Raw genomic sequence first — 12,062 nt, forward strand, 5'->3', positions numbered from 1 at the left:
GCTACCCGGTGCGATCAGCCTTGCGCATTCGCTCCTGCAACAATCTCCGTAATTTCCTGCGTAATCGCCGCTTGACGCGCACGGTTATAAGTCAGAGTCAATTCCCCGATCATTTTGCTTGCATTCTTCGTTGCACTACCCATTGCCGTCATTTTAGCAGCCAATTCGCCGGCCTTGCCATCAAGCAATGCGCCAAAAATCAGTGTTTCAGCATATTTAGGAAGCAAAACGCCCAATACGCCTTCCGCTGAAGGCTCATACTCATAGCTGCTGGTCGGTCCATCGTGCTCAACGGAATCAAATGGCAACAAACGCTCTACCGTCGGCAATTGCGTAATGGCGTTCACAAAACGGTTATAACAGATATAAATTTCATCAAACTTTCCGTCCTCAAAGCCTTGAACCGCTGCATAAGTCAGAGATTTAATATCTGCAAATTTGGGTGCATCCGACAGCTCGGTCACTTCATGCACCACCGGATAATTGCGGCGGTTCAAGTAATCGCGACCTTTGCGTCCAATAACAAACAAATCGTATTCCGACTTGGATGGATGCCGACTTTGAATCAAGTCCGTCACCCTTCGCAGGATATTGGCATTATAACCGCCTACAAGCCCACCGTCCGACGTAATTACAATGTAAGCCGTTCTCTTCACCGGACGCGATTCAAGCATCGGATGGGTAACCTCTTGGGTTCCCGCAGCAATGCTGGAGACCACTTCCTTGATTTTGTCCGCATAAGGCCGAGAGGCTTGCGCTCTCTCCTGGGCCTTCCGCAGCTTGGCCGAAGCTACCATTTCCATCGCCTTGGTGATTTGCCGGGTATTTTGAACGCTCTTGATTTGACGCTTGATCTCGCGCATCCCTTTTGCCATGATTTCACCACCTCAGAACTTTGGCAAACCATCATCCTGGAATGCAATTAGATGATTTTGCGCCAAAGTTATCTTTTTATACAACTGCAAACCGACATTTTGCGATAGGAGCCAATGCCGGCCTTGCAGTTCATCTTATCCTTTCGTCGCAAAACCGCGCTTGAATTGCTCAATGACTTCCTTCAGCTTCGCTTCGTTGTCTGCCGTCAAATCCTTTGTATCGCGAATCGATTGCAGCACATCATTATGCTGATGCTGAATGAAGGCCAGGAATTCCGACTCAAAGCGGCGAACATCGCTCAATGGAATGTCATCCAGATATCCCTTAACTGCGGTGTACAAGCTCACGACTTGAAGTTCTACAACAAGCGGTTGATTGACACCCTGCTTCAGAATTTCCATCATGCGGGAGCCACGTGTCAACCGGGCTTGAGTAGATTTATCCAGATCGGAACCAAATTGCGAGAACGCTTGAAGCTCCCGATACTGGGCCAGATCCAGACGCAGGGTACCCGCGACCTTCTTCATCGCCTTAATCTGCGCCGAGCCCCCTACCCGGGATACGGAAATACCTACGTTAACCGCAGGGCGTTGACCCGCATGGAACAAGTCAGATTCAAGGAAGATCTGTCCATCCGTAATCGATATTACATTGGTTGGGATATAGGCCGATACGTCGGAGGCTTGCGTTTCAATGAACGGAAGCGCCGTGATCGATCCCCCGCCCAGCTCATCACTTAATTTTGCCGCGCGTTCGAGCAAACGGGAGTGTAAGTAGAAGACATCACCAGGGAACGCCTCACGACCTGGTGGACGGCGAAGCAGCAAGGATAATTCGCGATAGGCCGCCGCTTGCTTTGACAAGTCATCATAAATAATAAGTACATGCTCACCCTTGTACATGAAATATTCGCCCATGGCGACGCCCGCATATGGAGCAATGTACAGCAGTGGTGATGGATCGGAGGCGGCAGCCGTAACTACGATGGTATAGTCCAATGCATCGTAACGACGCAATGTTTCAACCACGTTAACAACCGTAGATTGCTTCTGGCCGATAGCAACATAGATACATTTCACGCCACTGCCCTTTTGGTTAATAATCGTATCGATGGCAATTGCCGTTTTACCTGTTTGACGGTCACCGATAATCAATTCCCGTTGACCACGGCCAATTGGAACCATTGAATCGATCGCCTTAATCCCGGTTTGCATCGGCTCGTGAACCGATTTGCGGTCAATAACCCCAGGGGAATTATTTTCTACCGGACGGAATTCCGTTGTTTCCACAGGTCCCTTGCCGTCTACCGGCTGACCCAGCGGGTTAACGACACGCCCGAGCAAGGCGTCCCCTACAGGAACTTGCATAATTTGTCCTGTGCGTTTCACTTCGTCACCTTCACGAATTTCGCTGTAAGGTCCCAGGATAACAACACCGACATTGCTTTCTTCCAGGTTAAGAGCAAGACCAAAAACGCCGTTTTCAAACTCTAGCAGTTCGTTTGCCATGGCGTTTTCTAGTCCGTGGACACGGGCGATACCATCACCAACTTGAATAACGGTGCCGACTTCGGCCACTTCGATTTCTGATTTATATTGTTCGATCTGACTTTTAATCAGTGTACTGATCTCTTCAGGTCTGATACTCAAGTGTTTCACCCCTATCTACAGTGCTTGTCTTCGAAAAGACTTTTCGAGCCGTTCCAATTTGCCTGCAAGACTTCCGTCATAAACCGTATCTCCGATACGAACCTTGACGCCACCCAACAGACTTTTATCAAGCTGTACCTGAACGCGCAATTTTTTCTTTAGCAGTTCGCCAAACTCCCTGGCAATCGCCTGCTGCTCTTCCTCGCCAAGCGGGTATGCGGTATACACGGTAGCATTGGCCAATCCGAGGGCATCGCTGGCAACCTTCACGTAGCTATCCAGGAGGTCCGGCAAAATATCAAGTCTGCCTCTCTCCACCAGCAACTTAGCCAAAGAAGTAACAGATTGGGAGAGCTTGCCTTCCAATGCACCTTGAAGGGCATTCCACTTTTCTACTTCCGAGAATTTGGGACTTAGCAGAAATTTGCGCACGTTAAAATCGTCATGGAGCGCGGCCACGAGAGCACTCAGCTCTTGCTCCACTTCCAAAGTACGTTCTTCCTTTGCAGCAATTTCATACAGCGCCTTGGCATATCGGCCAGCTACCACTGTATTGCGGCTCATGATTTAGTACCTACTTCGCTCAAATACTGATTGACGAGCTTCTCTTGCTCGGCCGGACTACTCTCCACCTCGCGCTCAATCAGCTTGGACGCGATATTTACAGAATAAGAACCAATCTCGCCACGCAGGGCTTCCAAGGTTTTTTTTCTTTCATTTTCAATATCGCGAATAGCTTGTTCTTTCAGGCGGGTTGTATCTTGCTTGGCTTGCTCCAGCAATTCCTGCGCTTGCTTGCTGCTGCTTTGCTTGGATTGCTCGATGATGCTATATGCTTCCTGACGAGCTTGTTGAAGCGCCGCTTTCTGTTCTTCTACAAAAACTGTAGCCTGCTCACGAGTTTGCTTCGCCTCTTCCAACTGGCCAAGCACCAACTCACGGCGTTTCTCCATTACTGCAAAAAGCTTGCCAAAAGCATATTTATTCAACAGCCAATAAAGGATACCAAATGAAATCATGGTAATCACAATGTTTTCCCACATTACTGTCAACGTTGTCACTCCTTTCCGTCAAGCACGACAGGTGGTTTACCCGTCGAAATGTCCTCATAAAGCGAAGGCGCGGATGGCACCGGCCCTCCCCGCCAAACCCGTTGCTATTATTTAGGTGAACATGATCAGGAATGCAATAACTGTTGCCGCAAGCGGAATAACTTCGACGATACCAACACCGATAAACATTGTAGTTTGTAGTCTATTCGCTGCTTCTGGCTGACGAGCAATGGATTCCACCGTACTTTTTACAATCATCCCGTTACCAAGACCTGCGCCAAGAGCGCCCAAACCTACTGCAATAGCTGCTGCCAAAAATTCCATCTTTATTATCCTCCTCTGGACCTTTTTAATAGTCTTAATAATATAATAGACCCCTGATAGGCTAATCTGCAAAAATTGCCGTCCCAGAGTTTATTAATGCTCTTCCTCATGAATCGTCGTTTGCGAAATATAGACCATCGTCAGGATGGTAAAGATATAGGCCTGCAACGCACCAACAAAGATACTGAAGCCTTGCCAAATACCCATGAACGGTATTCCGAGATAACCCATCTTCAGAATAACCGTAATTAATACTTCGCCGGCAAAAATATTGGCATACAACCGGATCGCCAATGCGAGCGGCTTGGCCAAATTTTCAATAATATTAAGCGGAAGGAAGATCGGGAATGGCTCAATGTAATGCTTCAGATAATGCTTGCGGTTATTGCGCAGTCCCAAGTAGTTCATCAAAATAAAGACGATGATCGCAAGTCCTGCCGTAACCGAAATATCCGCCGTTGGTGATTTCCACCATAAAATTTCAGCATGCGCTCCATTTGACAATGTCTTTGTCGCTTCGATCACATGCCCAAAGACCATCTCCGGCTTATGCGCCTCTGTAATAAAGCCCAGTGGCAAACCAAGCAAGTTAGATACGAAAATAAAAAGAATCAGTGTGAGCCCCAAGGAGACGTAAGGCTTCCCTTTCTTCAAATCCATGGCGCTCCCGATAATGCCATGAACAAATTCGACAACCCATTCCATGAAGTTTTGCATTTTCGTCGGGTTCTCGACGGAGACGTTTGCTACAGCCAACCGGCAGACCAAGAACACGATTCCCATCGTAACTAGGAGCATCAGCACTGCGGATAAATCTAAGTTGAATCCTCCAAGATTGATTATTGGCGCATCATGCATAAAATGTACTCCCCCCCTTCTGGCGTTAGACTGTTCAAGACTTGTTTCTAAGCCCGACCATAATGCTGGTCGGAATTGTCAACAACTGTGGAACGAAAAAACCGATTAGCGTGCCTATCATTGAGACCTGCTCGAGCTTCACTGCAACCATGACCGTCAGCAAAGCCAAACATATTCTGGTGAGCAACCCAAAGCTAAATCGACTTTTCTCGGTGCTAACTGCTATTTTCGCCAATTGGCGCACCTTGACAGACAAAAATCGCATATACGAAAGTCCGCCCACCAAGCCTAACAGCAAACCTGCAAACAGAGGTCTTTGCTCCGGGAGTAATGCCCATCCTAACAGCAAAGCGGATAATAACATCAGCGTTATTCGCGTTACCATAGCCACTATAGAGTTCAAGTTATCCATCCTTCTCCCCCACAACTTTATAGATGAGGATAAATAAATTGGCGATACCTAATAATAACCCGGTAATTGTCCCGATCGCAATCCAGTATCCAGGACCACCAAGCCATTCCGCCAACCACTTTGAGCCCCAATAACCAGCAATGATATAAATCGCAAGCATAACACCGGCACCTCCAATATAGGCGCCCATAAACCAAGGGTTTACATTGTTATCATTTCTTCTCATCTTTGCAATCCCAACTTATTTTACTGAATGTGTCGACTTTTTGTCAACGAAAGCAGTAAAGCGATATAGTGCATCTTCAGGCTCGCAATCTTGAAGAAAGCGCTAAACCATACAGTCTAACTGTATGCTATCTTACTTAAAAACACAATTATACTTCACTTGAACCTGTGAACTTTCTGTGAAAATCTTCAGGACGATTGTTTAAAACTCCAAAATGGTGATAAATCGCATTGACGATTCTTCGCGATGCCTTACCGTCGCCATATGGATTAGCTGCCCGACTCATGGATTCGTATACTTCAGAATCGCTGAGCAACACCTTTGTCCTTTCATAAACCATCTCCTCATCTGTGCCGACCAACTCCAACGTCCCCGCTTCGATTCCTTCCGGACGCTCCGTAGTATCTCGCAACACCAAAACAGGTACGCCAAAAGAAGGTGCTTCTTCCTGCAAACCACCCGAGTCCGTAAGTATTAAATGCGTATGTGGATAAAAATTGTGCAAATCCACTACATCCAAAGGGTCGATAAGCTTAATCCGAGGATGACCACCCAAAGTTCTGTAAGCCGGTTCTTTAACCGCAGGACTCAGGTGGACCGGATAAACAATGGCCACATCCTCGAACTCATCGGCGATTCTTCTTACGGCACGGAATATGTTCATGTGTGGTTCGCCTTGCGATTCGCGGCGGTGAGCCGTCATGAGAATAAGCCGCTTTCCGGCGGCCCAATCAAGCACAGGATTATGATAATCAGGCTGTACTGTATATTGAAACACATCGGTAACCGTATTGCCTGTGACATATATAGTTGACTTTTGCTTATTCTCCTTCATTAAATTCCCCGCTGACCACTCCGTGGGAGAAAAATGAATATCTGCCAAAACACCAGTCAACTGACGATTCATTTCCTCTGGATACGGGGACATTTTGTTCCAGGTGCGCAGCCCCGCTTCCACATGGCCAACCTTGATCTGCTGCAAAAATGCTGCATAACTGGCCAGGAACGTCGTCAACGTATCGCCATGCACAAGCACAATATCCGGCTTGGCTTCACGCAGCACTCCCTCCAGGCCTTCCAGCACACGAATCGTTATTTCATTCAGACTCTGATTCGGCTTCATCACATCCAGATCATAGTCTGGCACGATCTTGAACACGTCCAGTACCTGGTCCAGCATTTCACGATGCTGTGCCGTTACGCAAACAATCGACTCGATTTGCTCCGGATGCTTTTGCAATTCGAGGATCAGCGGAGCCATTTTGATCGCTTCGGGTCTGACACCGAAGATAGTCATTACCTTAATCTTCCCCATGCTCATTTCCTTCCTATAGAGGTAGTTCAAAAAGTCGTCCTTTGATCACGAAGCAAATCAAGGAGTCTTTTCGACGTCGAATCTTGAATTCACCCGGGCCTTCCGTTGCTCACGTAGATCTATCTACGCTCCGCTACTCAGTCTCTAGCTTCATTCAACCTTCTCAGCGCTGAAAACCTAACTATTAAATCTTCATCTCAACGTAATTTAAAAGTTAGCTTCCCAGCGCGATGTGGCTTGGGCCCTCTCAACGCTGAAAACCTAACTTTAAAATTCTTACCAGGCTTTATGGATTACTTCGTGCCGTATAAACGGTCGCCAGCATCGCCAAGCCCAGGAATAATATAACCATGCTCATTCAGATGGCTGTCCATTGCCGCCACGTAGATATCCACGTCAGGATGCACATCATGCACCGCCTTCACGCCTTCTGGAGCAGCGATCAGGTTCATCATTTTAATCTGCGTGCAGCCGCGCTTCTTCAAAGCCGTAATTGCAGCAATAGCTGAACCACCGGTAGCCAGCATCGGATCGATGACGATCAGTTCGCGTTCCTGCACATCCGTCGGCAGTTTGATATAATACTCGACCGGCTGTAACGTATCCGGGTCCCGAAACAATCCCACATGGCCTACCTTTGCCGCCGGAAGCAGCTTAAGCACTCCATCCAGCATTCCTAGCCCCGCACGCAAAATGGGGATAAGTCCTAGCATTCGGCCGGAAATCACTTTTGACTCCGCTTCAGCAACCGGGGTTTGTACTTTAATGGATTCCAGCGGGATATCCCGCGTAATTTCATAAGCCATTAAGGTGGCTACCTCATCGACCAATTCACGAAAATCCTTCGTGTTCGTCCGCATATCGCGGATAAAAGTCAGCTTATGTTGAATCAAGGGGTGATCGCATATCACCAATTTTGCCATAATCCGTTCGTCCCTCCGCTTTTATTGCTCAGTATCGACTTGCCAGTTCGCTTCTTTGTCTCGTACGTCCCACAAATCCTATCTATTATATCACTGTCTTTTTTCGATTGCCACGAGCCTTGTCTCCTTCCCCGGACTGTGCACAAAACAAGTGATCTCCAAGCAACCTTTTCTGTAGTGTACACACCTCTATGCGAGCAAAAAAAGAGCCGGCGCCGCACCAGACTTTGGTGGACAGTGCCAGCTCTTTTCGTGTTCAGCTAGATTCAGACTCAAGTCAACCACTTGCTTGAAGGTTAGCTTCTTAGTGCCAGTTCAGCCAGGGCCAAGGCGCCTGCCAAGCCGGCATTATCGCCAAGACCCGGAGGAACGATATAATTATCGATATTATCCTGCAAGCTCGGATGCTGGATGTATCCGTTCAGTAACGTTTGCAGCTTGCTGCCGATCAGCGGGAAGAGTTGGCTTTGCTTCATGACGCCGCCGCCCATCACAATCTTTTGCGGGGAGAGAATCAGAACATAACTCATCAGCGCCTGTGCCAGATAATACGCCTCCATTTCCCAGGCCGGATGCTCCGGCGGCAAATCAGCACCATTGCTCACACCCCAACGCTTCACAAGGGCCGGACCAGCAGCCAGCCCCTCCAGGCAATCGCCATGGTATGGACAGGTTCCCTCATACGTATCCTCCGGGTGGCGTCGAACCAGAATATGCCCCATCTCAGGATGGGAGAGCCCATGAATCAATCCACCGCCTAGCGCTGCACCTGCTCCAACTCCAGTTCCTACCGTAATATACAGACAGTTGTCCAGACCTTGGGCCGCGCCCCAGCGCAGTTCCCCAAGAGCCGCTCCGTTAACATCCGTATCAAATCCTACTTTACAATTTTTAACCTGCTTGATAGCGCCAACAATATCAAAGTTGCTCCAATGCGGCTTAGGCGTCGTTGTAATGTGCCCATAAGTCGGACTGCCAAGAATCGGATCGATCGGACCAAATGAACCCACTCCGATAGCCTCTACGGACTTATCTTCAAAATATGAAAAGACCCGGTTCATCGTTTCTTCCGGGGTCGTTGTCGGAAAGCTTACACGATCCAGTATAGTTCCGTCCTCATGACCAATTCCGCAAACGAATTTGGTTCCTCCTGCCTCAATGGCTCCCAATAGTTTCAATAGTGCCAACCTCCATTATTCTGCTCTCAAATTGATATGAACAACGTTACCATATCCTTGTATATGAGCAATTATACCATGTAACCGTTTCTAATAATAGAACAAAACCTCCGGTAGAAAGGATGTCACATTTACGCATCCCTTCCGACCAGAGTAAGTTGCAACGAACAAAGAATAAGAGTTCAAAAGACGACTTTTTGAACTACCTCTATAGTTAGTATTTTAATTCAGGGTACAGTGGATAACGATCCGTCAACGCAGATACCTGCTTGCGGGCAAGATCAAGAACCCTTTCATCCTTCGGCGAGTTCAATACCTTCGCGATGATTTGTCCAATTTCACGCATTGCCTGCTCATCCATACCGCGTGAAGTAGCCGCAGGAGTACCGATGCGGATACCACTCGTCACGAACGGGCTGGTTGGGTCAAACGGGATCGCATTTTTATTAACCGTAATGCCCACAGCATCCAGTACATGCTCAGCCTCTTTGCCGGTAATGTTCAGGTTGCGCGTATCCACCAGCATCAAGTGATTGTCCGTACCACCGGAGACGATGTTAAGCCCTTCACCGATTAGCGTTTCGGCCAACACCTTGGCATTATTAACCACGTTTTGCGCATAAGTCTTGAAGGAAGGCTCCAGCGCTTCGCCAAGCGCTACCGCTTTGGAGGCGATGACGTGCATAAGAGGGCCGCCTTGGGTGCCCGGGAATACCGCTTTATCAATAGCAGCGGCCCACGGCTGTCTGCATAGAATCATACCGCCACGCGGACCGCGCAGCGTTTTGTGTGTTGTTGTCGTTACAAAATGCGCATGAGGCACAGGACTAGGATGCAAGCCCGCAGCAACCAGACCCGCAATATGAGCCATATCGACCATGAACAACGCACCTACATCATTGGCGATGGAAGCCAGCTTTTCAAAGTCGATGATACGCGGATAAGCACTCGCCCCGGCCACAATCATCCGTGGACGATGCTTGAACGCCGTCTTGCGCACTTCATCATAATCGATCAGGAAGGTATCTTCTTGTACACCGTAAGCCACGAAATTATAGTATAAGCCGGAAGCATTTACTGGACTGCCGTGCGTCAAGTGTCCACCGTGGGCCAGGTTCATACCCAGTACAGTATCGCCGGGCTTGAGAGCGGCCAGGTATACGGCAAGGTTAGCCTGCGCCCCCGAATGAGGTTGTACATTGGCGTGTTCGGCTCTAAACAATTCCTTCGCACGATCACGAGCGATATCTTCTACAATATCAACCTTCTCGCAGCCGCCATAATAGCGCTTGCCCGGATAACCTTCCGCATATTTGTTGGTCAAGACAGAGCCCATCGCCTCCATAACCGCTTCGCTCACGATATTCTCCGAAGCAATCAATTCAATATTGTTGCGTTGACGCTTGAGTTCCAGGTCCATTGCCTCCAAAACTGCCGGATCTTGCTTTCTCAACTTTTCCATGTTCCATAATCCTCCTCATTCGCACTCCCGCGCTGTTATTTAATGGCTACTGTTTTTCTACAGCCCCACTGTCCTTACTTGCTTTCTTCATTCCTGCACACCCACACGGATACCTGGTCGGTTAATCACAAGTCCGGGGACCCGGCTGCGACGGCAAGGTGTATACCGCCCTTTCACCGCCTATCAGCTTGGGCCGGGTGATGGCCGCTGTTACCCGCGCATACCCGATCTCGCGAATCGCCGGACGAAACGGGACGGCTACACGTCGCAAATGCATGCCTATCAGTGTTTCCCCGATATCGATGCCGGCTTGAGCCTGCACCTGTTCGGCGAGGCATGGAGATTCCAGCCGCCGATAGGCCGTCGCTGCCATGGATCCGCCCGCAGAAGGTACCGGAACGGCTGCCACCTCTTCCAGAGACAGGCGCTCAAGCACTTCCCGCTCAAGCACCAAAGCCCGGTTAAGATGCTCACAGCACTGAAATGCCAGATCGAAGCCATACTTGCTGCGAATCTCGGAAATTCCCGCGAACAGTTCAGCCCCGATCTGTTCCGCACCAGAGGTCCCGATCCGCTTGCCCACAACCTCACTTGTGCTCGCTCCAATGACCATCAGCTTGCCCGGGCCCAGCTTGGCAGCAAGCGCTACTTCTTCCACAACCGCTGCCACCTGTGCCCGAATGGTTCCAAGTTTATCCCGCTCCATCACTTTGACGCCTCTCTCCACTTAGAAATTACAAGCCATGTCTATTCCTGCATTGCCTGTCCTTATTATACCTAAAAGCGGTCCATGACGTACCCTAAAATGATAAGCAGAATTCAGCCGGAGCTAATTTATCCCAACAAAAAAAGAGCATAACACACACAGGTGCGTCGTGCTCTTTGCCCAGGCGACCGGCCGTATTCCCCGATGCTCCATCGTGGTTTGATCCACTCTCGTCGCCAGTTACATCGGAACAACTCTTACTGCTTTAAGAATAAAACAACAACCCGACAAATGCAACCATGTTTGCTTAAAAATTTAACCGTCTTTAAAGCCCACGCTCTCTTTGTTCAAGCTTGTCTACCAATTTGTCCAAGGCCAGGCGAATCTCCGCCGCTGTTCGGTCATAATCCTGGCGCGACCCGCCAAACGGGTCCGAAATGTCATAAGACGGCGTTCGCTGCTGCAATTCGCGCACCTGCCGCTCTTGTTCTTCTGTCCATTCACCGTCAAGCGCCCGAGCTAGTTCCCATTCTGCGGTCAAACGACGAAGCTCTTCCAAATCAGCCAACACCCTAGTGTCATCCTCAGCATATTCCTTTAACGTGTAAATCTTGTCGGCCGTACCAGGGAACATCTGCACAACGTGGCGCTTATGTCCCTGTGTCAGCGTCAGGATAAGGTCCGCCCACTCCGTTAAGTCAGCCTGGAGCGGCGTAGATGCAAAGGCTTCGACAATCCCATGATCACGAAGCACCGCCTCAGCATGTCTGGATATGGGAGTGCCTGACACCGCCGCCACTCCGGCAGAGCGCACCTCCATATCAAGCCCCCGCTCGTGAGCCAGCTTGCGCAGCAGCGCCTCTGCCATAGGGCTGCGGCAGGTGTTCCCTGTGCATACAAATAAAATGCGCACGCCCTATCACCTCCATATTGTATTCTGTAAGAGGTTGTTCAAAAAGTCGTCTTTCCATGACGAAGTTGTTCGAGGTGTAAATTCAAGACCAAATCTTGAATTTAGCCGGGCCAAGCACAGGCTTCCGTCGTATGTTCCTTCAGAAACATTAGAGTTGCTCACGTACCC

General features: G+C 49.1%; 14 protein-coding genes and 1 riboswitch. All 14 genes read right to left on the reverse strand.

Translation table 11 applies throughout. The features are described from left to right. Nucleotides 1-14: 14 nt before the first annotated feature. Nucleotides 15-875 carry an ATP synthase F1 subunit gamma gene (gene atpG, locus C557_RS0101410; RefSeq protein ID WP_018750026.1) on the reverse strand — a complete coding sequence of 287 codons (861 nt, stop codon included), beginning with the start codon at nt 873-875 and terminating at the stop codon, nt 15-17. 135 nt (nt 876-1,010) lie between these two features. Next, nucleotides 1,011-2,525: a F0F1 ATP synthase subunit alpha gene (gene atpA, locus C557_RS0101415; protein ID WP_018750027.1), complete on the reverse strand. Its 1,515-nt coding sequence runs from the start codon at nt 2,523-2,525 to the stop codon at nt 1,011-1,013. A gap of 15 nt (nt 2,526-2,540) precedes the next feature. Continuing rightward, entirely contained in the window at nt 2,541-3,089 is a 549-nt protein-coding gene (locus C557_RS0101420) for a F0F1 ATP synthase subunit delta (RefSeq protein WP_018750028.1), read from the reverse strand. Continuing rightward, nucleotides 3,086-3,577, reverse strand: coding sequence for a F0F1 ATP synthase subunit B (atpF, locus tag C557_RS0101425; RefSeq protein WP_018750029.1), 492 nt, complete (start codon nt 3,575-3,577; stop codon nt 3,086-3,088). Before atpF ends, C557_RS0101420 begins: the two co-directional genes overlap by 4 nt. Nucleotides 3,578-3,688: 111 nt before the next feature. After that, the gene (gene atpE / locus C557_RS0101430; RefSeq protein WP_018750030.1) at nt 3,689-3,901 is read right to left on the reverse strand and encodes a F0F1 ATP synthase subunit C; all 213 of its coding nucleotides are present in this window, start codon (nt 3,899-3,901) and stop codon (nt 3,689-3,691) included. Nucleotides 3,902-3,994: 93 nt separating this feature from the next. Beyond that, nucleotides 3,995-4,759, reverse strand: a complete 765-nt coding sequence (atpB, locus tag C557_RS0101435; RefSeq protein WP_018750031.1) for a F0F1 ATP synthase subunit A — start codon at nt 4,757-4,759, stop codon at nt 3,995-3,997. Between the two features lie 34 nt (nt 4,760-4,793). After that, complete coding sequence (locus C557_RS0101440; protein WP_018750032.1) at nt 4,794-5,171, reverse strand: ATP synthase subunit I; 378 nt, start codon at nt 5,169-5,171, stop codon at nt 4,794-4,796. After that, entirely contained in the window at nt 5,164-5,397 is a 234-nt protein-coding gene (locus tag C557_RS0101445) for an AtpZ/AtpI family protein (RefSeq protein WP_026263233.1), read from the reverse strand. Before C557_RS0101445 ends, C557_RS0101440 begins: the two co-directional genes overlap by 8 nt. Before the next feature lie 148 nt (nt 5,398-5,545). Further along, on the reverse strand, nt 5,546-6,712 hold the full coding sequence (gene wecB / locus C557_RS0101450; RefSeq protein ID WP_018750034.1) for a non-hydrolyzing UDP-N-acetylglucosamine 2-epimerase: 1,167 nt from the start codon (nt 6,710-6,712) through the stop codon (nt 5,546-5,548). A gap of 293 nt (nt 6,713-7,005) precedes the next feature. Then, entirely contained in the window at nt 7,006-7,635 is a 630-nt protein-coding gene (gene upp, locus C557_RS0101455) for a uracil phosphoribosyltransferase (RefSeq protein ID WP_018750035.1), read from the reverse strand. A 296-nt stretch (nt 7,636-7,931) separates the two neighbouring features. Further along, complete coding sequence (locus C557_RS0101460; protein WP_018750036.1) at nt 7,932-8,813, reverse strand: ROK family protein; 882 nt, start codon at nt 8,811-8,813, stop codon at nt 7,932-7,934. A 214-nt stretch (nt 8,814-9,027) separates the two neighbouring features. Beyond that, nucleotides 9,028-10,275: a serine hydroxymethyltransferase gene (locus C557_RS0101465; RefSeq protein ID WP_018750037.1), complete on the reverse strand. Its 1,248-nt coding sequence runs from the start codon at nt 10,273-10,275 to the stop codon at nt 9,028-9,030. Between the two features lie 121 nt (nt 10,276-10,396). Further along, nucleotides 10,397-10,981, reverse strand: a complete 585-nt coding sequence (locus tag C557_RS0101470) for a TIGR01440 family protein (protein WP_018750038.1) — start codon at nt 10,979-10,981, stop codon at nt 10,397-10,399. A gap of 171 nt (nt 10,982-11,152) precedes the next feature. Continuing rightward, nucleotides 11,153-11,235, reverse strand: a riboswitch (ZMP/ZTP riboswitch). 71 nt (nt 11,236-11,306) lie between these two features. Beyond that, nucleotides 11,307-11,894, reverse strand: coding sequence for a low molecular weight protein arginine phosphatase (locus C557_RS0101475; protein ID WP_018750039.1), 588 nt, complete (start codon nt 11,892-11,894; stop codon nt 11,307-11,309). Between the last annotated feature and the right edge of the window lie 168 nt (nt 11,895-12,062).

The organism is Paenibacillus sanguinis 2301083 = DSM 16941 (assembly GCF_000374825.1).
GTDB classification, from domain to species: Bacteria; Bacillota; Bacilli; order Paenibacillales; family Paenibacillaceae; genus Fontibacillus; species Fontibacillus sanguinis.

Excerpts from the sequence above, each read along its gene's own strand:
- atpG (WP_018750026.1), bottom strand. The coding sequence starts at position 875 with ATGGCAAAAGGGATGCGCGAGATCAAGCGTCAAATCAAGAGCGTTCAA.
- C557_RS0101420 (WP_018750028.1), bottom strand. The coding sequence starts at position 3,089 with ATGAGCCGCAATACAGTGGTAGCTGGCCGATATGCCAAGGCGCTGTAT.
- atpE (WP_018750030.1), bottom strand. The coding sequence starts at position 3,901 with ATGGAATTTTTGGCAGCAGCTATTGCAGTAGGTTTGGGCGCTCTTGGC.
- atpB (WP_018750031.1), bottom strand. The coding sequence starts at position 4,759 with ATGCATGATGCGCCAATAATCAATCTTGGAGGATTCAACTTAGATTTA.
- C557_RS0101440 (WP_018750032.1), bottom strand. The coding sequence starts at position 5,171 with ATGGATAACTTGAACTCTATAGTGGCTATGGTAACGCGAATAACGCTG.
- C557_RS0101445 (WP_026263233.1), bottom strand. The coding sequence starts at position 5,397 with ATGAGAAGAAATGATAACAATGTAAACCCTTGGTTTATGGGCGCCTAT.
- wecB (WP_018750034.1), bottom strand. The coding sequence starts at position 6,712 with ATGGGGAAGATTAAGGTAATGACTATCTTCGGTGTCAGACCCGAAGCG.
- upp (WP_018750035.1), bottom strand. The coding sequence starts at position 7,635 with ATGGCAAAATTGGTGATATGCGATCACCCCTTGATTCAACATAAGCTG.
- C557_RS0101465 (WP_018750037.1), bottom strand. The coding sequence starts at position 10,275 with ATGGAAAAGTTGAGAAAGCAAGATCCGGCAGTTTTGGAGGCAATGGAC.
- C557_RS0101470 (WP_018750038.1), bottom strand. The coding sequence starts at position 10,981 with ATGGAGCGGGATAAACTTGGAACCATTCGGGCACAGGTGGCAGCGGTT.